Consider the following 22,633-nt stretch of genomic DNA (forward strand, 5'->3'; position numbering starts at 1 on the left):
GATGAGTGACGAGCAGACCGACACGGGCACCGGGTGGCCGCAGCCGGCGGGTCCGGTGCGGCCGGGTGGGCCGGCGGGTGAGCCGGATCCGCGGCCGGATGCGCCGGACCCGGACGAGTTGAGTCCGTTGGCGCCGGAGTCGCCCGCGCAGCCGGGGCCGTCGGATGATGAGCCTGCGGCGGAGCCGGGTGTGGAGCCGGTCGACGACGGTGCGACGGTGGACCTGAGCACGATGTCGCGCTCGGGGGAGCCGGTGGCGAGTTCCGACGGGTTGGCCGAGCCGGTGGGGGAGTCGACGGCGCCGGCGGTGGCTGGTCGGTCCCGGTGGAGTACGGCCGGGGTGATGATCGTGGCGTTGTTGGCGTTGCTGGGGTTCACGTTGGTCGTGCAGTTGAAGACGACGTCGACGGACCCGACGTTGGGGGCGACGCGGCAGGAGGACCTGGTCCGGATCCTGTCGGATCTGGATGCGCGGGAGAACCGCCTGCAGCAGGACATCCGGGCCCTGGAGGACAGTCAGCGGCAGTTGCAGTCGGGTGAGCAGGGTCGGCAGGCGGCGTTGGATGAGGCGACGCGGCGGGCGGACGAGTTGGGCATCCTGGCGGGGACGTTGCCGGCGGTGGGGTCGGGGTTGACGGTGCAGTTCGACGCCGGGGTCAAGCCGATCTCGGCGAACCGGGTGTTGGACGCGGTGCAGGAGCTGCGTGGTGCGGGCGCGGAGGCGATGCAGATCTCCGGTGGGGATCGGGCGACCGTGCGGATCATCGCATCGACGTACTTCCTAGATGGGGACAACGGGTCGTTGGTGGTCGAGGGGCGCCGGTTGACGGGGCCGTACACGATCACGGTGATCGGTGATCCGGCGACGATGCGTACGGCGTTGAACATTCCTGGTGGGGTGGTGGCGTCGGTCCGGGGTGGCGGCGGTAACGTGACGTTTGGGGAGCGTGAGGTTGCCGAGGTTTCGGCGCTGCACGTGCCGATCAAGTTGGAACACGCCCGTCCGGTCTCCTGACCGGCGCGGCCGCGCCGGACCCGGGTGGTCCGGGGCACCGATGGATGAAGGACGCGTCTGGTGATTCCCGAGGATCTGCGATACACCGCCGAGCATGAGTGGGTGGCGGGTGACGGCACGGCTTCGGTCCGGGTCGGCATCACCCACTTCGCGCAGGACGCGCTCGGTGACATCGTGTACGTGCAGTTGCCCGAGGCGGGTGCGGTGGTCGCGGCCGGTGACTCGTTGGGTGAGATCGAGTCGACCAAGAGTGTGTCGGAGATCTACGCGCCGGTGGCCGGTACGGTGGCGGCGCGTAACGACGCGTTGGCTGACACGCCTGAGCTGATCAACACTGATCCGTACGGTGAGGGTTGGTTGGTGGAGATCACGCCGAATGATCCGACTGCCACGGATGGGTTGCTGACGGCGGCCGCGTATCAGAAGATCACCGAAGGCTGAGTGTGCTTGATCCGGTGCGTGGGATGTCTGCGCGCGTCCGGTTGCCCTGCATTTCGGCGCTGGCTAGGCTCGCCCAGTCGACCGAGAACCCAATAGTTGAGCGTTGCGGAATTGCCTTCCCGGGCACGGGGAGCCAGCCGCCGGGTGTTCAAGTGCCCGGCGGCCAGACCCGCCATTACCCGACGCCGACCGAACAGATCCGTGAGGTGGTCCCATGACGCGGCCAGACGACGAGTTCCCCCCACTCGACGTCACTTCGACGCTCAATCTCGGTTCGCTCGACGAAGTGCTGGAGGGGCCGGATACCGATGTGGTGCCGAGCCGGATGTCCGGTTCGTTGCCGCCGGGTATGGCGCTGCTGGTGGTTCGTCGAGGCCCGAATGCGGGTGCCCGGTTCCTGTTGGACCACGATGTGACGACCAGTGGCCGGCACCCGGACAGTGACATCTTCCTGGACGACGTGACGGTGTCGCGTCGGCATGCGGAGTTCCACCGTGATGGTGGGACGTTCACGGTGCGGGACGTGGGCAGCCTGAATGGCACGTACGTCAATCGTGAGCGGGTTGAGGCGGCCACGTTGAGCAATGGTGACGAGGTCCAGATCGGTAAGTTCCGGGTGGTGTTCATCGCCGGTCCGCGCCCGGAGGAGGAGGCCGGCCGGGGGTGAACGAGCCTGCGGCCTCCATGTCACCCGGGGCGGCTCGGTCTGAGCCGCTGATGAGCATCGGTGAGGTGCTTGGGCAGTTGCGGGTGGATTTTCCGGACACCACGATTTCGAAGTTGCGGTTTCTTGAGGCCGAGGGTTTGGTCGAGCCGCAGCGGACGGCGGCGGGTTACCGGAAGTACAGCTGGGACGATGTGGCGCGGTTGCGGTTCGTGCTGACCGCGCAGCGGGACAAGTACCTGCCGTTGCGGGTGATCCGGGAGCAGTTGGCCCAGTGGGATTCGTCCGGTGAGCAGCCGGGGCGGTCGCGGCCGGCGTTGGTGGCGGTTGGTCCTGATGGTGCGGTGCCGGGTCGTGAGGTGGCGGAGCCGGCCGAGTCGTCGCAGGTGCGGCTCGGCCGGGCGGATCTGGTCGCGCGCAGTGGGATCGACGAGTCGACGTTGGTGGAGTTGGAGCGGCTCGGTGTGCTCGTGTCGGATCCGCCGGGGTGGTATGACGCGGATGCTCTGATCATCGCGTCGGCGGTGGCGGGGTTGGCGGCGTACGGGTTGGAGCCGCGGCACCTGCGGGGTTATCGGACGGCGGCGGACCGGGAGGTCGGTTTGTTCGCGCAGTTGGTGGCGCCGTTGGCGCGGCAGAGTGATCCGGCGGCGCGGGCGCGGGCGGCGGAGACGGCGCGTGAGTTGGTGGCGTTGTCGGAGCAGTTGCACGCGGCGTTGGTGCGGGTGGGTTTGCGGTCGACGTTGGGTCGGTGAGGGTGCCCGGTGGGTGGTGGCTGAGCGGAAAGATCTCTTCCGGGAAGCGTGCCGTAGGCTTGCCGGGGTAACCCCTTTTCGGCGCGGGCGTGGTGCTGTAGCGCATGGGACGGCCGTGTTGCGGTCCGTGTACCGTGCAGGGAAGGGCGCGGTGCGGCGTAGGTGACAACGACACGGAGGCGGCGGTGCGCGAGCTGAGCGTGGTCGGAGTTCGGGTGGAGCTGCCCAGCAACCAGCCGATCGTCCTGCTCAGGGAGGTCGAGGGGGACCGCTATCTGCCGATCTGGATCGGCGCGGTCGAGGCGACGGCTATCGCTTATGAGCAGCAGGGGGTCAAGCCGGCCCGGCCGTTGACCCATGATCTTCTGCGGGATGTGTTGGCGGCGTTGAAGGCGCCCTTGCAGGCGGTGGAGATCACCGAGCTGAAGGAGAACGTCTTCTACGCGGATCTGTTGATCGGCGATGGGGTGCGGGTGTCGGCGCGGCCGAGCGATTCGATCGCGTTGGCGTTGCGGGTTGGTGCGCCGATTCGTTGTGCGGAGCAGGTCCTCAGCGAGGCGGGGATCGTTATCCCTGACGAGCAGGAGGACGAGGTGGAGAAGTTCCGCGAGTTCCTGGAGCAGGTGCGTCCGGAGGATTTCGCGGGCTGAGGTGTGCCCGGGCTCGGTTGGTGATCTTTCCTGGTGGCTGCGCGGCGTGTCGCGTCGGTTCCTCCGTGGTAACCCCTGACGGTGGCGATAGGGTTTCCATGTCGAGGGGTGCGCGTCCCGGAAACGATGCGTCGCCACACTGACGGGGAGGTTGTCCGGATGCACGAGCCGCGGGATTCCGATCCGGGTGCAGAGTTCGACGAGTCGGGTGCCTCGTCGCCAGGTGTGGCGGCTGAGGGTGATGGTTCGGTTGGCTACCGGGGTGTGACGGCCTGCCACGCGGTGGGTATCAGTTACCGGCAGTTGGATTACTGGGCGCGGACGACGCTGGTGGTGCCGAGCGTTCGTGATGCCTCGGGTTCGGGGACGCAGCGGTTGTATTCGTTCCGGGACCTGGTGGTGTTGAAGGTCGTGAAGCGGTTGTTGGATGCGGGGGTGTCCCTGCAGAACATCCGTAAGGCGATCGAGGCGTTGCGGTCGCGTGGTGTGGAGGATCTGGCGGGGATCACGCTGATCTCTGATGGGACGACGGTGTACGAGTGCCGGTCTCCGGAGGAGGTGGTCGACCTGTTGCAGGGTGGCCAGGGGGTCTTCGGCATCGCGATCGGTGGGGCTTTCAAGGAGATCCAGGGGTCGTTGTCGCATCTGCCGGCGGAGCCGGCGACGAGCGGCCCGGTGGAGCCGGCGGTGGCGTCGGGTTCGGATCCGGTGGGTGACGAGTTGGCGGCGCGGCGAGCGCGGCGGCGCGCCGGCTGACCGTTCGAACTTTCGGATTTTTTTCTGTTGTTGTCTCGCGACCGTCGGTGACGGTTTACGGGGTCCTTCGGCGGATGCGGTCCACTGTGGATACTGTGGGTGTCGTTTCGGTGGCCGATTGTGGAGATACCCGTCGGTAGTGGTGACGTAGCGTGGTGCCGTGTTGTCGGGAATCCGATAAGGGGGCGCTGACCGGAGGCGGTTGACACGCTATGGTCCCTCACGGTTCTGGACCTTTTCACCCCGGAAGGAACGACCGTGACGGTTACGGAAGAGACTGCTCCCGCCTCGCACTACGACCGCATTGGCGGTGCCAGTTCGGTCAAGGCGGCGGTTGAGCTGTTCTACGACAAGGTGCTCGCGGACCCGGAGTTGGCGGGCTACTTCGCTGACGTGGACATGGCGGCTCAGCGGCGGCATCTGGCGTTGATGTTGACCGTCGTGCTGGGTGGCCCGAACGAGTACACGGGTCGCGGGTTGGCCGAGGCGCACCAGCCGTTGAACATCACTGTGGAGCACTACGCGAAGGTGGGCGAGCACCTGACGGTGACGCTGACCGAGTTGGGGGTGCCGGCGGACATCCTCGCTGACGTGCAGACTGTGCTGGGGCAGGTGCAGGGCCAGGTGGTGGCTGCCGGGAACAGGTCGGGCGTCTGAGCGTGGACGCGGCTCGCCTCAAGCAGAGCTGGTCGGTGGTCGCCGGTCACGGTGACCAGGTGCCGCTCTACTTCTACTCGACGTTGTTCCTCGCTCATCCCGAGACACGGCAGATGTTCCCCACGAACATGGCCGGTCAGCGGGACCGCCTCGTGACCGCGTTGGGTCACATCGTGTCCAACGTGGACCAGGTGGATCGGCTGGTGGGTTTCCTGCAGGACCTCGGCGCGGATCACCGCAAGTTCGCGGTCCGCGCGGAGCACTACCCGGCGGTCGGTGAGGCGCTGGTGGCGACGTTGCAGCATTTCCTCGCCGAGCAGTGGACCGACGAGTTGGCCGCGGACTGGACGGCCGCGTACGGGTTGGTCGCCCAGGTGATGATCGAGGCCGCGCAGGCCGCTGAGGCGGTCAATCCGCCGTGGTGGGTGGCGGAGATCGTGGCGCACGAGCGGCGGGCGTTCGACGTGGCGGTGTTGACGGTGCGTCCGCAGTACCTGTTGCCGTTCACTCCGGGTCAGTCGATCGGGGTGTCGCACCCGTCGGTGCGGTCGTGGCGGTACTACTCGCCGGCGAACGCGCCGCGGGCGGACGGCACGTTGGAGTTGCATGTGCGGGCCGCGCCGGGTGGCGCGGTGTCGTCGCGGCTGGTGTACGGGTCGGCGGTGGGGGATCGGATCCACCTGGCGGCGCCGGTGGGGGACCGGTTGGGGTTGCGGTCGGCGGGCTCCAGTGACCTGTTGCTGTTGGTCGCGGGCACCGGTTGGGCGCCGGTGAAGGCGTTGGTGGAGCAGGTGGCCGCGGAGGGTTCCCGCCGGCGGGTGGACCTCTACGTGGGGGCCCGTTCCCGTAGCGAGTTCTACGACAGCGACGCGATCGACAAGTTGGCGTCGTCGTATCCGTGGTTGACGGTGACGTACGTGGTGGGTGCCGACGTGCACCGGCCGGGTGAGTTCGTGCAGGCGGTGGACCGGGCGTTGGCCGACGGTGACTGGCGTTCCCGGCACGTGTTCGTGTGTGGGTCGGACGAGATGGTGTCGCACGCGGTGCGGACGTTGGTGCAGGCGGGTTACCACGAGGGTCAGGTGCACCACGAGGGCCTGGGTGCGCAGTGGTACGGCGCGGCGTGGCGGACGGCGGTGCAGCAGTCGGTTGCGGGTGACGCTTCGGGAGGTGGGCACAGGTGAGCGCGAGGAGTGAGCTTGCGAGCCCCGCAGTCGCGAACGGAGGTCTGCACAGGTGAGCGCGACACCGATCAGTCGGTATGACGGGGTGCAGGTTTCCGGCGGTGTGCAGGTGCGGATGACCGCCGATCGGGTTCGGCGGTGGGAGTTCGGTGCGGCGTCGTTCGCCCGGCGTGGGTACGACAACGCCGACGTGGACCGGTTCCGGATGCAGGTCGCTGACGAGTTGGACCTGTTGGCGACGCAGATCGCGACGTTGCGGGCGGAGAATGAGCGGCTGACCGACCGGGTGGAGTTGCACCGGCACGGGGTGATTCCGAGTACGGGTGCGGCGGCGAAGGTTCCGGCGGCGCGGGAGGTGAATCTGCTGTCGGCGGCGCAGCGGGAGGCCGAGCAGATCATCGCGCAGGCGCATGACTATGCGCGTCGGGTCGCCGAGTACGCCCGGGTGCAGTACGAGAGTTACCTGCAGGCGGCGGAGGCGGAGGCGAAGCAGGAGGCGGAGCGGGCGGTGGCGGAGTACCGCAGCGCGGCGGGGCCGAGCTTCGACGACACGGTGGCGACCCGGGAGGCGTTGCGGATCTTCGGGGAGATGATGGTGTCGCACATGCAGGCGGCGGCGCGGCATCTCGACGACGGCAGTGAGCAGTTGGCGCGCACGATGGATCGGATCGCGGCGGAGACGCCGGGGGCGCCGTTCGTGGGTGGTGTGGTGGGGCAGTCGGCGTTGCCGCGCCACCAGCAGCGTTGAGTCGTCGCCGAGTGGGGTCCGCGCACGTCAGCGGACCCCACTCGGCTCAGCTGAGCCGTTGGTCGAGGTGGAAGGTGACCTCGGTGCCGGCGGCGCTCTTGCCGATGGCCTTGCACAGGGCGGCGCGGATGGGCAGCCAGTGGGGGCCGGCGCCGGAGGGCATGAGGGTGGCGTTGAACGGGTGCCCGTCGATGGTGCCGGTGACCTTGACGGCGCGTCGGGTGCCGAGCAGGTTCGCGGAGTCGGGCACTGTCACGTACGTGGCGAACGCGCCGTCCTTCTCGATGGGCGCGGTGAAGTGGTAGTCCAGTGGTTGCGGGTCCATGGCTCTCCTCGGCGCGACGGTCGGTCAGCTGGCGGCGGCGCGGACGGCCTCGGCGATCGGGGTGGGCCCGTCGACGAGTTCCAGTGTCGCGCCGGTGGTGCGCGGTTCGTCGAGCAGGGCGACGAGGACGTGGGCGACGTCGGTGCGGCTGATCGCGCCCCGACCGGCGTGTGGGGTGAGGGTGACCCGCCCGGTGGGTGGGTCGTCGGTGAGCCGGCCGGGTCGTAGCACCGTCCAGGCCAGGTCGCGGCCGCGCAGGTCGTCCTCGGCGGCGCGTTTGGCGCGCAGGTACGCCGCCCACACGTCGTCGCCGCCGGGGGCGGGTGGGTCGTCCACGCCCATGGAGGAGACGAGCAGGTAGCGGTGGACGTCGGCGCGGGTGGCGGCGTCGGCGAGGAGCGCGGCGGCGGCCCGGTCGACGCTGTCCTTGCGGGCGGCGCCGCTGCCGGGGCCGGCGCCCGCGGCGAAGACCACCGCGTTGGCGCCGTGCAGGTGGTCGGCGAGCTGCGCGACCTCGGTGTGTTCCAGGTCGCAGACGACGGGGGTGGCGCCGGCGGCGCGCAGCGTCGCTGTCTGCTCGGGGTTGCGGATGAGGCCGACGGCGGTGTCGCCGCGCCCGACGAGGTGACGTTGCAGCAGCAGGGCGATCTTGCCGTGGCCTCCGGCGATGACGACGCGCATGCGCCCAACCTACCGGCGCCGCGGGTGCCGGCGGCGGCGCCGGCTTGACCTTGACCTTCGGGTAACCCTGAGCCTGGTGGGTGCCGGTCGCCGTGACCGGCGCGAGGAGGATGTCGACGTGGGGCTGATGACCATCGGGGCGTTCGCCCGGGCGGCGAGGCTGACGCCGAAGGCGTTGCGCCTGTACGACCGGGGTGGGCTGTTGGTGCCGGCCGCTGTCGATCCGGAGTCCGGTTACCGGCTCTACGACCCGGCTCAGCTGCCGGTGGCCCGGCTGGTGGCCCAGTTGCGTCGGCTCGGTATGCCGCTGGCGACGGTCCGGGTCGTGTGTGGCCTGGAGCCCGCGGCGGCGGCCGAGGCGATCAGCGCGTACTGGCGGCAGGTCAGCGCGGACACCGCGGCGCGCGCCCGGCTCGCCACCCTCCTCGTGGATCACCTCTCTGAAGGGGGCACCACCATGTCTGACCCGAATTCCGTCGTTGTCGTCCGCTGCGCCGCCGGTGCTGACACCGGGCTGGTGCGTGACAGCAACGAGGACACCGCGTACGCCAGCGAGCGGTTGCTGGCAGTGGCCGACGGTATGCGGGGGCCCGGCGGCGCGGCGGCCAGCGCCGCCGCCGTCGACGCCCTGAAGCCGTTGGCACTGAGCGGCGTGCCGGCCGCCGACCTGCTGACGATGCTGGCCGGCGCGGTGAGCGACGCCGACGGTGCCGTGCACGGGTTGGCCACCGACGTCGACCAGCCGGTCACCACGTTGACCGCGTTGCTGTTCAGCGGTTCCCGGCTGGGGCTGGTGCACGTCGGTGACACCCGCGCCTACCTGTTGCGCGGTGGTGAGCTGTCGCTGCTCACGCAGGATCACACCTGGGTGCAGGCCCAGGTCGATCAGGGCCGGCTCGACCGGGACCAGGCCGCGGCGCATCCCCAGCGGGCGGTGCTGGTGCGCGCCCTCGGCGGCGGTCGGCAGGTCGAGGCGGATCTGGCGCTGCGCACGGCGTTGCCCGGTGACCGGTACCTGTTGTGCTCCGACGGGTTGTCCGCTGTCGTCGCCCGGGGCGACCTGCTGTCGGCGTTGACCGCGACGGACGATCCCGGGGACACGGTGCGGGCGTTGATCGACCTGGCGCGGGCCGAGGGGGCGCCGGACAACGTCGCCTGCGTCGTCGCCGACGTCGTCGCGGCGTAGAGGGTCGTCGACGTCGGGCCGCGTCGGGTGGGGTCGCCCACCCGGCGCGGGGCTCGGCGTCGGCGGACGGGTTGAGGCAGCATGGAGAGGTGATGGAGAGTTTCGACGCGTTGACCTCGCTGGTGGCCGGTGGTGGGGTGGTGGTGCTCAGCGGCGCCGGCCTGTCCACCGAGTCGGGAATTCCGGACTACCGGGGGCCCAGCGGGGTGGCGCGACGGCACACGCCGATGACGTTCCAGGCGTTCACCCGGGACCCCCTGGCCCGGCGGCGTTACTGGGCGCGTAGCCACCTGGGGTGGCGGTTGATCGCGGGCGCGGCGCCCAACGGCGGGCACCGGGCGGTGGCGGCGCTGCAACACGCTGGTCTGGTCGACACGGTGATCACTCAGAACGTCGACGGTCTGCACGGGGCGGCCGGCAGCCCGTCGGTTATCGAGTTGCACGGCCGCCTGGACGAGGTGACCTGCCTGGACTGCGGCAACCTGACCTCCCGGGAGGAGCTTGACCGGCGGCTGCGTGAGGCCAATCCGGATTTCGTGGCCCGCGTCGCCGCGGTGAACCCGGACGGTGATGTTGATCTCCCCGATGAGCAGGTGGCGGCGTTCCGGCCGGTGGACTGCGGGATCTGCGGCACCGGCATGTTGAAACCGGACGTGGTGTTCTTCGGCGAGACGGTGCCGCCGCAGCGGGTGTCGCGGTGTTTCGCCGCCGTGGGGCAGGCCCGGTCGTTGCTGGTGCTCGGGTCGTCGTTGACGGTCATGTCGGGGCGCCGGTTCGTGATTCGGGCCGCGAAACAGGGCATCCCGGTCGCGATCGTCAACCAGGGGCCGACCCGGGGTGACGGCCACGCCACCGTGTGCGTCGACGCCCCGTTGGGCGCGGTGTTGCCGCAGTTGGCCGCCCGGGTCGCCGCTGGAGCCCCGCTCAAGGTGTGACGGCAGGGCCCTGGGGCCCCGGGGGGAGGACATCCGCCGGAAACACCAACGCTGGTAGCGTTGAGCGCGCCGGTAACACCCACGTGGGAGAGACCGCCCGACAGCACGCAGGGCGGCGCCGAAGGGGCAAATCCTCCCCGGAACCTCTCAGGCAAAAGGACCTCGTGGGTAGGCACTGTGGAGTGCCCCTGTGGGTGCGACAGAGGGGGAGGCCGACACGTCGACCTCGCCCCGGGAGTGCCCCTGATGACCGTAGAGCAGTTCGCCACCCGTCACATCGGTCCCGGCCCCGACGATGAGCGTCGGATGCTGGAGGTCGTCGGTCACGACTCGATCGACGAGCTGATGGACGCCGCGATCCCCGAGGTGATCCGCTGGCACGGCACCCTCGACCTGCCCGACCCGGCCACCGAGGCCGAGACGATCGCCGAGCTGCGGGCCCTCGCGTCCCGCAACACCGTCGCCGTCTCCATGATCGGGTTGGGGTACCACGGCACGCACACCCCGGCGGTGATCCGCCGCAACGTGCTGGAGGACCCGGCCTGGTACACGGCGTACACGCCGTACCAGCCGGAGATCAGTCAGGGCCGCCTGGAGGCGCTGCTGAACTTCCAGACCATGGTCACCGACCTGACCGGCCTGACCACCGCGAACGCCTCGATGCTCGACGAGGGCACCGCGGCGGCGGAGGCGATGACCCTCGCGCGGCGGGCCTCCAAGAGCAAGAGCGCCGTGTACGTCGTCGACGCCGACGCGTTGCCGCAGACCATCGCGGTGATCACCAGCCGGGCCGAGCCGCTCGGCATCGACGTGCGGGTCCTCGACGTCGAGCGTGACGAGTTGCCGGCGGAGTTCTTCGGTCTGCACCTGCAGTACCCGGGGGCGTCCGGGGCGGTGCGCGACCACGCGGGCCTGGTCGAGGCGGCGCACACCGTCGGCGCCCTGGTGACCGTCGCGGCGGACCTGCTGGCGTTGACGCTGCTGCGCGCACCGGGGGAGATCGGCGCGGACATCGCCGCCGGTACCACCCAGCGTTTCGGCGTACCCATGGGCTTCGGTGGGCCGCACGCCGGTTACCTGGCGGTGCGCTCGGGCCTGGAGCGGATGCTGCCCGGGCGTCTCGTCGGGGTGTCCCGCGACGCGGACGGCAACCCGGCCTACCGGTTGGCGTTGCAGACCCGTGAGCAGCACATCCGGCGGGAGAAGGCGACCAGCAACATCTGCACCGCGCAGGTGCTGCTCGCGGTGATGGCCGGCATGTACGCCGTCTACCACGGCCCGGACGGGCTGCGGGACATCGCGACGCGTACCCATGGCATGGCGGCGCGGCTCGCGGCCGGGTTGCGCGCCGGTGGCGTGGACGTCGCGGACGTCGCGTTCTTCGACACCGTCACCGCGACAGTGCCGGGCGCGGCGGCGCAGGTCGTCGCGGCGGCCGCGCAGCGGGGGGTGAACCTGCGGCTGGTCGACGCCGACCGGGTGGGGGTGTCCTGCGACGAGACGACGACCGACGCGCACCTGCGGGAGGTGTGGGCGGCGTTCGGGGTGCCCGCGTTCGACGGGGCCGTGGACGCGGCCCTGCCGGTCGACCTGACGCGCGGCAGCGACTTCCTCACCCACCCGGTGTTCCGCAGCCACCACTCGGAGACGGCGATGCTGCGTTACCTGCGGCGGCTGTCGGACTTCGACTACGCCCTGGACCGGGGCATGATCCCGCTCGGGTCGTGCACGATGAAGCTGAACGCGACCACCGAGATGGAGCCGGTCAGCTGGGCGGAGTTCGCGAACATCCACCCGTTCGCGCCGGACGCGCAGACCGCCGGGTACCGGGAGATGATCGGTCAGCTGGAGTCGTGGCTGGCCGAGGTGACCGGCTACGACGCGGTGAGCGTGCAACCCAACGCCGGTTCGCAGGGGGAACTGGCCGGGTTGCTGGCAATCCGTTCGTACCACGCGTCGCGGGGCGAGACGCACCGCGACGTGTGCCTGATCCCGTCGTCGGCGCACGGCACGAACGCGGCGTCGGCGGTGATGGCCGGCATGCGGGTCGTGGTGGTGGCCTGCGACGACGACGGCAACGTCGACCTCGTCGACCTGGACGCGAAGATCGACAAGCACCGCGACGCGCTCGCCGCGATCATGGTGACGTACCCGTCGACGCACGGCGTGTACGAGACGGGCATCGCGTCGCTGTGCGCGAAGGTCCACGACGCCGGCGGGCAGGTGTACGTCGACGGGGCGAACCTCAACGCCCTGGTCGGGTTCGCCAAGCCCGGCAAGTTCGGCGCTGACGTGTCGCACCTCAACCTGCACAAGACGTTCTGCATCCCGCACGGCGGCGGTGGCCCCGGGGTGGGCCCTGTGGCGGTCCGCGCGCACCTGGCGCCGTTCCTGCCCGGTGACCCGCTGGGCGCGCACGCCGACGCCACGCCGGCGATCTCGGCGGCGAAGTACGGGTCGGCGGGCATCCTGCCGATCCCGTGGGCGTACCTGCGGATGATGGGCGCCGAGGGGCTGACCCGGGCCACCGGTGTGGCGGTCCTCGCGGCGAACTACGTGGCGGCGCGGCTGCGCGGGCACTTCCCGGTGCTGTACGCCGGCAACAAGGGCCTGGTGGCGCACGAGTGCATCCTCGACCTGCGGCCGTTGACGAAGGCGACCGGTGTGAGCGTCGACGACGTGGCGAAGCGGCTGATCGACTACGGCTTCCACGCGCCCACGATGTCGTTCCCGGTGGCGGGGACGCTGATGGTGGAGCCGACCGAGAGCGAGGACCTGGCCGAGCTGGACCGGTTCTGCGACGCGATGATCGCGATCCGCGCGGAGATCGAGCAGGTGGGTTCCGGGGTGTGGCCGGCGGGGGACAACCCCCTGGCGAACGCGCCGCACACCGCGGCGATGGTCAGCGGTGACGAGTGGTCGCACGCGTACCCGCGGTCGGTGGGCGCGTACCCGGCCGGGGTGGACCGGGCCGGGAAGTACTGGCCGCCGGTGCGGCGCATCGACGGCGCGTACGGCGACCGGAACCTGGTCTGCTCGTGCCCGTCGCCGGAGGCGTTCGAGGACTGACAACGCCGCAGCCGGTCGAGGACTGACGACGGCGCGCCGGGGCGGGCGGTACGGCCTGCCCCGGCAGCCGCTGCGACCTGGGCGGGGACGTCCCCTACCGGGGGACTAGCCTGGGTCGACGGCGGCTAAACGGTGACGCTGAGTGGTCGGTCAGGCCACGAGGGCGTGGCGGGCGGGGCCGCGGTGCGGTGCGATGCTGCTGCCGTCGGGGAGCAGCTCGCCGGTGTCCTCGAAGACGATGACACCGTTGCAGAGCAGGCTCCAGCCCTGCTCACGGAAGCAGGCGAGGACCCGCGCGGCTTCCCGGTCGGTGGCTTCAGCGGAGGGGCAGGTCGGTTGGTGCTGGCACATCGGGTTCTCCGGACTGTGGGGGCACTGTGTCATGGTTCACATGACCAGTGACGCACAGTACCAAGCGAAAGTGTCCAGCATCGAGCAGGTCCCCGCCTGGTGCCCGGGAAATCCACTGAACGGATGAGGAAGGTTGGACCGTACGGCGTGGAAACGCTCCCACAGTGGTTGGTCGATGTACCCGCGGCGCCGGCCGCGTGCCGGGGCGCGCTCACCGAACGCGCCCGCCTGCACTGGTCCCGCGGCGACGGCGGCGACCCCGCGGCCCTCGCCGAGGAGTTCCTCGCCGCGCACGGCCTGCCCCTGCACGACCTGACCCGACCCGCCACCGGGCCGCACGGCACCGGGGTCTGCGGCGCGGCGCTGTACCTGTCCGCCGCCGCCGGGGCGCTGCTGGCCGGCGCCCCCACCGGGGCACCGGAGCCCGCGCCGACCCTGCCCGACCTCGCCGTCGTCGTCTACCAGCACGACACCACCCGGGTCACCCGGCCCGGCCCGCCGCGACAGTGGTGGCTCGGCGAGTGGGTCGAGAGCTGGACCCCCGACCAGCACGCCGCCGCCGTCGACGCGGTCCGCGCCGCCATCGGCCGCGGGGACGTCTACCAGAGCAACCTCGTGGGCCACGCCGCCGCCCCCTACACCGGCGACCCGTTGCCCGCCCTGAGCCGCCTCGGCGCGCTCCCCGGCGCCCGCTACGGCGGCGTGCTCACCGGCGACGGCTGGGCCATCGGCTGCGCCTCCCCGGAAACCCTCGTCGAGGTCACCGACGGGCAGGTGATCACCCGACCGATCAAGGGCACCCGCCCGGCCACCGCCGCCGGCCGCGCCGAACTGCTCGCCAGCGCGAAGGAACGCGCCGAACACATCATGATCGTCGACCTGGAACGCAACGACCTCGCCCGCATCGCCCGCACCGGCACCGTCACCGTCGACGACCTGTTCGCCGTCCGCCGCTGGTGCGACCTGTGGCAGGCCGAGTCGACAGTGCGCGCCGCCGCCGCCGACGGCCTCGGCCTCGCCGACCTGCTGCGCGCCACCTGCCCCGGCGGCTCCGTCACCGGCGCCCCGAAACTCGCCGCCCTGACCCAGATCAGCGCCCTCGAACCCGTCGGGCGGGGCGCCAGCATGGGCGCGCTGGGCTGGGTGACCCCGGGCCACGTCGACCTCGGCCTGACCATCCGCACCGCCGCCGCCGACGGCCAGCGACTGCACACCTGGGCCGGCGGCGGCATCACCTGGGACAGCGACGCACGCGCCGAGGTCGCCGAGGCCGCCGCGAAGACCACCCCGATCCGCGCCACCCTGGCCGGGCGCTGACCCCGGCACCCCACGGCGATACGCTGTCTCCCATGACCATGCGGCCCATCCGGATCATCGGCGACCCTGTTCTGCGCACCGGATGCGAACCGGTCACCACCTTCGACGCGGAGTTGCGCGCCCTGGTCACCGACCTGATGGACACCCTGCTCGGCGCCCCCGGCCGCGCCGGCGTCGCCGCACCGCAGATCGGCGTCAGCGCCCAGGTGTTCGTCTACGACGCCGACGGGCACCGCGGCCACCTCATCAACCCCACCCTGGAGTTGTCCGACGAGCTCCAGGACGACGAGGAGGGCTGCCTGTCCATCCCCGGGCTGTACTTCCCGACCGTGCGGGCCCTGCACGCCACCGCCCACGGCGTCGACCAGCACGGCGAGCCGTTGACCATCGCCGGCAGCGGGTTCCTGGCCCGCGCCCTGCAACACGAGACCGACCACCTGGGCGGGAAGCTCTACGTCGACACCCTGCGCGGCGACACCCGCCGCCGCGCCCTGCGCGAGATCCGCGCCGGGCGCTTCGACTCACCCAGCCGCCGCGGCTAGGGCCTGTTTCATAAGGGCGGTCGAGCCGAGGCGGGGTCCGGGCGGCGATCCGGCAAGGCGCGGTTTTGTTCGGATACCGGTGTTGTATCCGGACGAAACCGCAACGCCGCCGGTCGTCGTCCGGGCCTGCCGCAGGCCGGCCAGTTCTTATGAAACAGGCCCTAGCGCCGTCAACGTCCACTCGTCGTAGTCGGCGACCCGGGTGAAACCCACCCGCTCGTACAGACGCACCGCTGCCACGTTGTCCGCCTTCACGTTCAGCGTCACGTGCTCCACGCTCTCCCGCAGACGCGCGCACAACGCCGCCACCACCGACGCGCCCAGCCCTCGCCCCCGCCAGCGCGGATGCGTCGTGACGTTTCCCAGCGCCGCCACCCGGTACGCCGGCGAGAACACGTGCACCCCGGCCACCGCGACCACCGCACCCCCGTCGCGTATCCCCAGGTACTGCCCGGTCTGCATCATCCGCTCGTCGAACCAGTTGCCCGGGTACGCCTGCGCGTACAAGGCACGCACCTGCGGCAGGTCCGCCGTGCCGAGCACCACGCCCGCCGGGGCGACAGTGCCCAGCCGCGCCGGGTCGGTCAACGCCATCCGGTGGTGCCGACCGCCGGAGGCCAACCGGAACGACCCGGAAAACGCGTCGGCCAGACCGGGGGACAGGTGCGCGTACAGCCGGGCCGGCAGCACCGGCGCCACCTGCGCCAGCAACACCGACAACGCCGCGGTGTCCGCCGGCGCGGCGAACGCCAACAACGTCGGCAGGTCGCTCCCGTGGTACAGCAACGCGACCTGGTCATCGCGGCGGAACCACGACGTGTACGGCCAGAAGAAATCGTCCAGATCACCCAACTGGTAGGCGTGCAGCACCGGGTCACGCCCCAGCAACCGCGCCAGCACCATCCGGTCGTGCTCGGCCCGCACCGGCATCAGCGGGCCACCCACTGGTCATGGCCCAGCTTCGCGACCAGCGCCACGACCACCACCAGCAGCACCACCCGCACGAACCCCGAGCCGCGGCGCAACGCCATCCGCGCCCCCAGCACCGCACCGGCGATGTTGCACACCGCCATGCCGGCGCCCAGCAGCCACCACACGTGCCCGGTCACCCCGAACACCACCAGCGCGCCCAGGTTCGTGCCGGCGTTGACGACCTTCGCCATCGCCGAGCCGTGCACGAAGTCCGCGCCGACCAGAGCGGTGAACGCCAACACCAGGAACGTGCCGGTGCCCGGGCCGATCAACCCGTCGTACAGGGCGATGCCCACCCCGGCCACCGCGATCACCGCCGCCACCCGCAGCGGGGTGCGCTTCGCCGGCGCCGCCACCACCCCCATCCGGGGACGCAGCAGCACGAACACCGCCACCGACACCAGCACCACCAGCACCACCGGCCGGTACGCCGACGCCGGCACCGACCCGGCCAGCGCCGCGCCGACACCCGCGCTGAGCACCGCGAACCCCGCCGCCGGGCCCGCCACCCGCCAGTCCACCTTCGTCCGGCGGGCGTACGTCGCCGCCGCCGTGGCCGTACCGAAGATCGCGGCCAGCTTGTTCGTGCCCAGCGCGGTGGCCACCGGCAACCCCGGGGCGGCCACCAGCAAGGCCGGCAGCAGCAACAACCCGCCACCACCGACCACGGCATCGACCCACCCGGCCATCGCGGCGGCGGCCAGCAGGGTACTCAGAGTCACGGCGTCCACGGGCGGCAATTCTGCCCACCCGACGCGCCGCAGCGGCACCCGAGTGGCCAGCCTCACCGGGTCACCGACCCCGCGTACGCCGCAACCACACCCCCAACGCCCCGACCGCCACGAATACCAGCACCGAGCACAGCAACACCTTCACCACCCGGCAACCATGCCACGGGCACGTAAGGTGCAGGAGTGCGCCTGGCCACCTTCAACCTGCTGCACGGACGGTCCCTCACCGACGGGCTCGTCGACTCCGACCGGCTCGCCGCCGCCATCGGCGCCCTCGACGCCGACGTGCTCGCCCTGCAGGAGGTCGACCGCGACCAACGCCGCAGCGGCAACCTCGACCTCACCGCCATCGCCGCCCGCGCCCTCGACGCCCCCCACCACCGCTTCGCCGCCGCCGTCGTCGGCACCCCCGGCGAACAGTTCCGCCCGCTGCGCCACGACGACGACGGCCACGGCGAACCCTGCTACGGCATCGGGCTGATCAGCCGACACCCCGTCCGCAGCTGGCAGGTCACCCGACTCAAGCCGGCGCCCGTACGCTCACCGGTCTACGTGCCCGGCCCCCGCGGCGGTCTCATCCTGTTGCACGACGAACCCCGCGTGGTCCTCGCCGCCGTCCTGGACACCCCGCACGGCCCCCTCACCGTCGCCGCGACCCACCTGTCGTTCGTGCCCGGCTGGAACGCCCGCCAACTACGCCAGACCGTCCGCGCCCTGCGCGCCCTACCCGGGCCCCGCGTCCTGCTCGGCGACCTCAACCTGCCCGCCGGCGCGGCCCGGCTCATCTCCGGCTGGCACCCCCTGGGCCGCCGCCCCACCTACCCCTCCGGGCAGCCCCGGGTCCAACTCGACCACATCCTCGCCGACCGGCACGCCCTCTCCGCCCTCCCACCGGTACGCGCCGTCACCACGCCGGCGTCCACCATCTCCGACCACCGCCCCCTGATGATCGACCTCGGCTGAGCATCATCGCCCAACCGGCCACATCGCGGCTCACCAATGTCTAGGGTGGGCTCACCGACACCACCGCCGTTGCGCCATCGCCACCCCCGACGATCACGGAGCTGACCATGAGCGACACGCCGGACACGATCGTGCTCATCCACGGATTCTGGGTGACCCCCCGCAGCTGGGAAAACTGGGTCACCCACTACCAGGACAAGGGCTTGCGGGTACTCACCCCCACCTACCCCGGTCTGGAAGGCGAGGTCGAGGCGATCAACGCCGACCCCAGCCCCCTGGAGACACTGACCGCGCCGCAGGTCATCGCGCACCTGTCCGAGGTGGTCGCCGCACTGCCCACGCCGCCGATCCTGATGGGCCACTCCGCCGGCGGGGCGTTCACCCAGGTGCTGCTCGACCGGGGGTACGGCGCCTCAGCGGTCGTGCTCAACTCGGCACCCACCGAAGGGGTCCGCAACATCCCCTTCTCGCAACTGCGCTCCACCTTCCCGGTGCTGCGCAACCCCGCCAACCGGCACCGCGCCGTCGGGTTCACCTTCGAGCAGTGGAACTACGCGTTCACCAACACCTTCGACGAGCAGGAAGCCCGCGCCCTGTACGAGCGCTACGCCATCCCCGCCGCCGGCGGCATCCTCTGGGACAGCGTCCTGGCCAACCTGCTGCCCGGCCCCCAGGACATCGCCGTCGACTACCACAACGAGCAGCGCGCGCCGCTGCTGTTCATCTCCGGCTCGGAAGACCACATCATGCCGCCCAGCGTGCAACGCGCGAACGCCGCGCTCTACCGGGGCGACACCATCACCGAGGTCGAGCTCTTCGAGGGGTACGCGCACCTGCTGCCCGCCCAGCAGGGCTGGCAGCGCATCGCCGACGTCGCCCTCGACTGGGCCCTGCGGCACGCCCGGTGAGCACCGCACACCAGGTGCGGATCACCCATATCGGCGGCCCCACCACGCTGATCGAGGTCGGCGGGTGGCGGCTGCTCACCGACCCCACGTTCGACCCACCCGGGCGGCGCTACACGTTCGGCTGGGGCACCTCGTCGCGCAAGCTCACCGGCCCGACGATCCCCGCCGCCGACCTCGGGCCGGTCCACGCGGTCCTGCTCAGCCACGACCACCACGGCGACAACCTCGACGACGACGGCCGGGCGCTCCTCAGCGGTGCGGGCGCGGTCCTCACCACCGTGCCCGGGGCACGCCGGCTCGGCCCCCACACCCGGGGCCTGCGCGCCGGGCAGAGCACCCGGCTCACGCACCCCCGGCGACCCACGATCGAGGTGACCGCCACGCCGTGCCGGCACGGCCCGCCGCTGAGCGGCCCGATCGTCGGCACCGTCATCGGCTTCGCCCTGCGCTGGGCCGGGCAACAACACGGCGCGCTCTGGGTCACCGGCGACACCGTGCTGACCCGCCGGGTACGCCGAGTCGCCACCCGCATCCAGGTCGGCACGGTGCTGCTGCACCTAGGTGGGGTGCGATTCCCCGTCACCGGGCCGTTGCGCTACTCGATGACGGCCCGGCGAGCCGCGAAACTGTGCGCCGAGCTTCGGCCCCACACCGTGATCCCGGTGCACTACGAGGGCTGGCAGCACTTCCAGGAACCCCGCGAGGCCATCGAACGGGTGTTCACCGCCGCACCGCCTCCGGTGCGCGACAGCATCCACTGGCTCCCACCGGGCGAACCCACCACCATCGACGCCTGACACGGGCGGGGGAGCGGACCGCCGAGCCGCAAGATTCCCTCAAGATCATTGCATCGACGAACTCCGACGATCATGCTGGTCGATACGCGCCACGATCAACTCGTCGGAGGCCACATGAGACGCCAGCGACCCACCCTCATCGCCGTGTCCACCCTCATCGCCATCACCCTCACCACCGCCGCACCCACCCCCGCCACCGCCGCACCACCCGACCAGGTCACCGCCCTCACCGCCCACCAGGCCGACGGATACACCACCCTCGCCTGGCAACCCGTCGACGGCGCCACCGACTACCAGATCGAACGCACCCCCGTCGACGCCAACGGCACCCCCACCGGCGCACCCACCATCGTCGGCATCTGGCGACCCAACCGCCAGATCAACCAACAGGCACCCACCTTCGCCGACGCCGGCTACAACCCCGGCGACACCTTCCAATGGCGCGTACGCGCCCGCACCGGCACCACCGAACAGCCCTACTCCGACCCGGTCACCGCCACCACCACCGCACCCTGGGGCAACCCCGACACCCCCGGCGAAGGCCTGCGCACCGGCTGGGAAACCACCCACGCCGCGCAATACACCAGCGACACCGACGAGTACGCCTACACCGCCGCCATCGACGCCCTCAGCGACCGCGTCCGCGTCGTCGAACTCGGCCGCACCGTGCAGAACCGACCCATCAACATGCTCGTCATCGGCCACCCCACCCCACCGGCCACCCCCGCGGCCGTCGCCGCCACCGCACCCGTGGCCATCAACTGCAACGTGCACGGCAACGAACCCGGCGACCGCGAAGCCTGCCTCATCATGGCCCGCCAACTCGCCTTCAGCACCGACCCCCGCATCACCGACCTGCTCAGCCACACCACCGTCCTGATCGTCCCCACCATCAACGGAGACGGCCGCGCCAACAACACCCGCGGCAACTCCACCGGCCAGGACCTCAACCGCGACTACTCCCTGATCCGCCAACCCGAGACCACCGCGTACATCACAATGGTCCGCGACTACCGACCCGTCGCCGGCTACGACGGCCACGAGTTCGGCAACTCCCGCGCCGGCGACCTACCGATGCTGCCCCCACGGCACCAGAACGTCGCCCAACCCATCTTCGACCAGTCCCAGGACATGATCGAAGGCCACATGTACGCCAAGGGCGCCGAAGCCGGCTGGTGGGCCTGCCCCTACGGCTGCGAAGGCGGCGGCAACGTCGGCCTCAGCGAGGAAACCATCCTGCGCAACACCCTCGGGCTCAAAAACGTCACCAACTCCCTGCTGGAACTGCGCAGCTCCGGCGGCCAGACCCGCCCCGACGAGGGCAACACCGCCAACAACCGGCGCCGCAAGACCTACTCCGCCCTGTGGACGTTCCACCAGTTCCTCGACTACCACCGCGCCGACCGCGCCGACATCCTCAACTCCCGCGCCGAGGCCATCGAAACCCAGGCCGCCAACACCGGCCGACTCGTCTTCCGCGGCTCCCGCCCCATCCCCGCCCACCCGGCACCACACCCCGGCGACAGCCCACCACCACTCGACGCGCCCCCCGCCGACCTGATCCTCGACACCCCGCCCTGCGCCTACAAACTCACCGACGCGCAGTACAACGGCGCCCGCACCGACGGACCCGGCGGCGTCGGCACCACCGTCGCCCAGCGCATCGCCGCCCACGGCTGGAAGGTCATCACCATCGGCGACGACCACTACGTCCCCCTCAACCAACCCGAACGCGGCCTCATCCCGCTGCTCCTCGACCCCAAGGGCGTGGAGAAGCTGACCGACGGCGAACGCATCCACCCCACCCTCACCGGCCGCCGCAACGGACCCCTGGTCGTCACCGGCTTCACCTGCGCCGACGACGCCACCATCAACGGCCCGGTCACCGTCCGGGCCGGCGCGGCGCTCGTCACGACCGCAACGACCATCAGCGGCCCCCTCACCGCCACCGGCGCCGCCGGCGTCCTCCTCGCCGACAGCACCATCAACGGCCCGGTCCGCATCGCCAACACCACCGACACGATCTCCATCATCGACGCCACCATCGCCGGCCCCACCGACCTCTCCAGCAACACCACCGGCACCGACGCACCGGTGCTCGCCGGCACCACCATCCGCGGCCCTCTCAGCTGCACCGGCAACAACCCCACCCCGCACAACCTCGGCATCGCCAACACCGTCCACGGCCCCCGCACCACCCAGTGCGCCGCACTGTGACCGACGACTAGCCAACCGTCGTGCCGGCGGCGCGGGCCAACGCCCCGCCGCCGGCACCTCACCACCCACCCCGCACCCGTGGAGGCCGCCGTGTCGCAACCCGCCACCCCACCACGCCACCCCCGACGGCTCCGCGGCCCGGACAACGCCCGACTGGCACTCGGCCTGCTCCTACCGACCCTGCTGCTCGCCGCCTGCACCGGCACCTCCGCGGCTCCCCGCACGGATACCGTGGCAGCGACCGCCGGACCGCAGGTCACCGGTCCACTCTGCGCCGCCCTGCCCACCGGCACCGAGCCGGGCAACCCGAGCTTCCTCGCCGGTCAACCCGTCGACCAGGCGCTGCGCTGGATCCCCACCCTCACCACGTTCGAAGCGGCCCTGCGCACCAGCGGCGTCCTCACCGACCTGCCCACCGGCGTCACCGTCCTGGCGCCCTCCGACGACGCCTTCGCCGCCACCTTCTCCGAGGACAACTGGGACGACCTCATGACCCACCACACCGACCAGCTCCGCACCCTGCTGAAAGCCCACCTCATCAGCGGAACCCACCCGATCGCCGACCTCGTCGACGCCGGCACCGCCACCACCCTCGACGGCGTCACCGTCACCGTCACCCACACCGGGCCCACCGCCCGCCTCGGCGACCGCGCCGACGCGGTCTGCGCCGACTACCAGGCCACCAACGCCCGCATCCACATCATCGACGCCGTCCTCGGCCCACTGCCGGTCACCGCCGACGGCACCGGCCACCGCGCACACTGACCAC

Annotated in this window: 24 protein-coding genes and 1 riboswitch; of the genes, 19 read left to right on the forward strand and 5 right to left on the reverse strand. The window is 71.2% G+C overall.

Annotated elements, in window-relative coordinates; translation table 11 throughout:
* The first annotated feature begins 1 nt into the window (after window position 1).
* The 9 genes from IW249_RS25550 (at window position 2) to IW249_RS34825 (ending at window position 6,870) form a co-directional block, all read left to right on the forward strand.
* On the forward strand, window positions 2-1,015 hold the full coding sequence (locus tag IW249_RS25550) for a DUF881 domain-containing protein (RefSeq protein ID WP_196923081.1): 1,014 nt from the start codon (window positions 2-4) through the stop codon (window positions 1,013-1,015).
* A gap of 60 nt (window positions 1,016-1,075) precedes the next feature.
* Window positions 1,076-1,456 carry a glycine cleavage system protein GcvH gene (gcvH, locus tag IW249_RS25555; RefSeq protein WP_091397961.1) on the forward strand — a complete coding sequence of 127 codons (381 nt, stop codon included), beginning with the start codon at window positions 1,076-1,078 and terminating at the stop codon, window positions 1,454-1,456.
* 214 nt (window positions 1,457-1,670) lie between these two features.
* The gene (odhI, locus tag IW249_RS25560; RefSeq protein WP_007071101.1) at window positions 1,671-2,123 is read left to right on the forward strand and encodes an oxoglutarate dehydrogenase inhibitor Odhl; all 453 of its coding nucleotides are present in this window, start codon (window positions 1,671-1,673) and stop codon (window positions 2,121-2,123) included.
* 50 nt (window positions 2,124-2,173) lie between these two features.
* Window positions 2,174-2,875, forward strand: a complete 702-nt coding sequence (gene ftsR, locus IW249_RS25565) for a transcriptional regulator FtsR (protein ID WP_196923082.1) — start codon at window positions 2,174-2,176, stop codon at window positions 2,873-2,875.
* 185 nt (window positions 2,876-3,060) lie between these two features.
* Window positions 3,061-3,525: a bifunctional nuclease family protein gene (locus tag IW249_RS25570; RefSeq protein ID WP_030327706.1), complete on the forward strand. Its 465-nt coding sequence runs from the start codon at window positions 3,061-3,063 to the stop codon at window positions 3,523-3,525.
* A gap of 159 nt (window positions 3,526-3,684) precedes the next feature.
* Entirely contained in the window at window positions 3,685-4,281 is a 597-nt protein-coding gene (locus IW249_RS25575) for a MerR family transcriptional regulator (protein ID WP_196923083.1), read from the forward strand.
* A 258-nt stretch (window positions 4,282-4,539) separates the two neighbouring features.
* Window positions 4,540-4,938, forward strand: a complete 399-nt coding sequence (locus tag IW249_RS25580; RefSeq protein WP_196923084.1) for a group I truncated hemoglobin — start codon at window positions 4,540-4,542, stop codon at window positions 4,936-4,938.
* A gap of 2 nt (window positions 4,939-4,940) precedes the next feature.
* Window positions 4,941-6,122, forward strand: a complete 1,182-nt coding sequence (locus tag IW249_RS34820; protein ID WP_196923085.1) for a globin domain-containing protein — start codon at window positions 4,941-4,943, stop codon at window positions 6,120-6,122.
* 52 nt (window positions 6,123-6,174) lie between these two features.
* The gene (locus IW249_RS34825; RefSeq protein WP_269215337.1) at window positions 6,175-6,870 is read left to right on the forward strand and encodes a DivIVA domain-containing protein; all 696 of its coding nucleotides are present in this window, start codon (window positions 6,175-6,177) and stop codon (window positions 6,868-6,870) included.
* 46 nt (window positions 6,871-6,916) lie between these two features.
* Here IW249_RS34825 and IW249_RS25595 read toward each other — a convergent pair whose 3' ends face one another.
* Together IW249_RS25595 and IW249_RS25600 are read right to left on the reverse strand one after the other, a co-directional pair.
* The gene (locus tag IW249_RS25595; protein ID WP_196923086.1) at window positions 6,917-7,195 is read right to left on the reverse strand and encodes a DUF1905 domain-containing protein; all 279 of its coding nucleotides are present in this window, start codon (window positions 7,193-7,195) and stop codon (window positions 6,917-6,919) included.
* 24 nt (window positions 7,196-7,219) lie between these two features.
* A complete protein-coding gene (locus IW249_RS25600) occupies window positions 7,220-7,876 on the reverse strand; it encodes an NAD(P)H-binding protein (protein WP_196923087.1) in 657 nt (218 codons plus the stop codon).
* Between the two features lie 118 nt (window positions 7,877-7,994).
* On the opposite strand from IW249_RS25600, the gene IW249_RS25605 reads away from it, so the two are divergent.
* The 3 genes from IW249_RS25605 (at window position 7,995) to gcvP (ending at window position 13,066) form a co-directional block, all read left to right on the forward strand.
* Window positions 7,995-9,062 (forward strand): MerR family transcriptional regulator, encoded by a 1,068-nt coding sequence (locus IW249_RS25605; protein ID WP_196924954.1) that lies wholly within the window; start codon window positions 7,995-7,997, stop codon window positions 9,060-9,062.
* A 92-nt stretch (window positions 9,063-9,154) separates the two neighbouring features.
* Window positions 9,155-9,997, forward strand: a complete 843-nt coding sequence (locus IW249_RS25610) for an NAD-dependent protein deacetylase (protein ID WP_196923088.1) — start codon at window positions 9,155-9,157, stop codon at window positions 9,995-9,997.
* A gap of 74 nt (window positions 9,998-10,071) precedes the next feature.
* A riboswitch (glycine riboswitch) is annotated at window positions 10,072-10,170 on the forward strand.
* A 73-nt stretch (window positions 10,171-10,243) separates the two neighbouring features.
* Entirely contained in the window at window positions 10,244-13,066 is a 2,823-nt protein-coding gene (gene gcvP / locus IW249_RS25615) for an aminomethyl-transferring glycine dehydrogenase (protein ID WP_196923089.1), read from the forward strand.
* A 150-nt stretch (window positions 13,067-13,216) separates the two neighbouring features.
* On the opposite strand, the gene IW249_RS25620 is transcribed toward gcvP, so the two are convergent.
* Window positions 13,217-13,417 carry a DUF5999 family protein gene (locus IW249_RS25620; protein WP_007460326.1) on the reverse strand — a complete coding sequence of 67 codons (201 nt, stop codon included), beginning with the start codon at window positions 13,415-13,417 and terminating at the stop codon, window positions 13,217-13,219.
* 123 nt (window positions 13,418-13,540) lie between these two features.
* Between IW249_RS25620 and IW249_RS25625 the strand changes: the two genes are divergently transcribed.
* Complete coding sequence (locus IW249_RS25625; RefSeq protein WP_372433000.1) at window positions 13,541-14,734, forward strand: chorismate-binding protein; 1,194 nt, start codon at window positions 13,541-13,543, stop codon at window positions 14,732-14,734.
* Between the two features lie 32 nt (window positions 14,735-14,766).
* Window positions 14,767-15,276, forward strand: coding sequence for a peptide deformylase (locus IW249_RS25630; protein WP_091398002.1), 510 nt, complete (start codon window positions 14,767-14,769; stop codon window positions 15,274-15,276).
* A 147-nt stretch (window positions 15,277-15,423) separates the two neighbouring features.
* Here the strand turns inward: IW249_RS25630 and IW249_RS25635 are convergent, their stop codons facing one another.
* The gene (locus IW249_RS25635) at window positions 15,424-16,206 is read right to left on the reverse strand and encodes a GNAT family N-acetyltransferase (RefSeq protein WP_196923090.1); all 783 of its coding nucleotides are present in this window, start codon (window positions 16,204-16,206) and stop codon (window positions 15,424-15,426) included.
* Window positions 16,206-16,979 carry a sulfite exporter TauE/SafE family protein gene (locus IW249_RS25640; RefSeq protein WP_307788704.1) on the reverse strand — a complete coding sequence of 258 codons (774 nt, stop codon included), beginning with the start codon at window positions 16,977-16,979 and terminating at the stop codon, window positions 16,206-16,208. Before IW249_RS25640 ends, IW249_RS25635 begins: the two co-directional genes overlap by 1 nt.
* 183 nt (window positions 16,980-17,162) lie before the next feature.
* Between IW249_RS25640 and IW249_RS25645 the strand changes: the two genes are divergently transcribed.
* From IW249_RS25645 to IW249_RS35070, 5 genes are all read left to right on the forward strand, one after another.
* A complete protein-coding gene (locus tag IW249_RS25645) occupies window positions 17,163-17,942 on the forward strand; it encodes an endonuclease/exonuclease/phosphatase family protein (protein WP_196923091.1) in 780 nt (259 codons plus the stop codon).
* A gap of 107 nt (window positions 17,943-18,049) precedes the next feature.
* Complete coding sequence (locus tag IW249_RS25650) at window positions 18,050-18,850, forward strand: alpha/beta hydrolase (RefSeq protein ID WP_196923092.1); 801 nt, start codon at window positions 18,050-18,052, stop codon at window positions 18,848-18,850.
* Window positions 18,847-19,647, forward strand: coding sequence for an MBL fold metallo-hydrolase (locus tag IW249_RS25655; protein WP_307788705.1), 801 nt, complete (start codon window positions 18,847-18,849; stop codon window positions 19,645-19,647). Before IW249_RS25650 ends, IW249_RS25655 begins: the two co-directional genes overlap by 4 nt.
* A gap of 114 nt (window positions 19,648-19,761) precedes the next feature.
* Window positions 19,762-21,864 (forward strand): M14 family zinc carboxypeptidase, encoded by a 2,103-nt coding sequence (locus tag IW249_RS25660; protein WP_196923093.1) that lies wholly within the window; start codon window positions 19,762-19,764, stop codon window positions 21,862-21,864.
* Between the two features lie 90 nt (window positions 21,865-21,954).
* The gene (locus IW249_RS35070) at window positions 21,955-22,629 is read left to right on the forward strand and encodes a fasciclin domain-containing protein (protein ID WP_196923094.1); all 675 of its coding nucleotides are present in this window, start codon (window positions 21,955-21,957) and stop codon (window positions 22,627-22,629) included.
* Window positions 22,630-22,633 lie beyond the last annotated feature (4 nt).

This window comes from Micromonospora vinacea, from assembly GCF_015751785.1.
GTDB classification, from domain to species: Bacteria; Actinomycetota; Actinomycetes; order Mycobacteriales; family Micromonosporaceae; genus Micromonospora; species Micromonospora vinacea.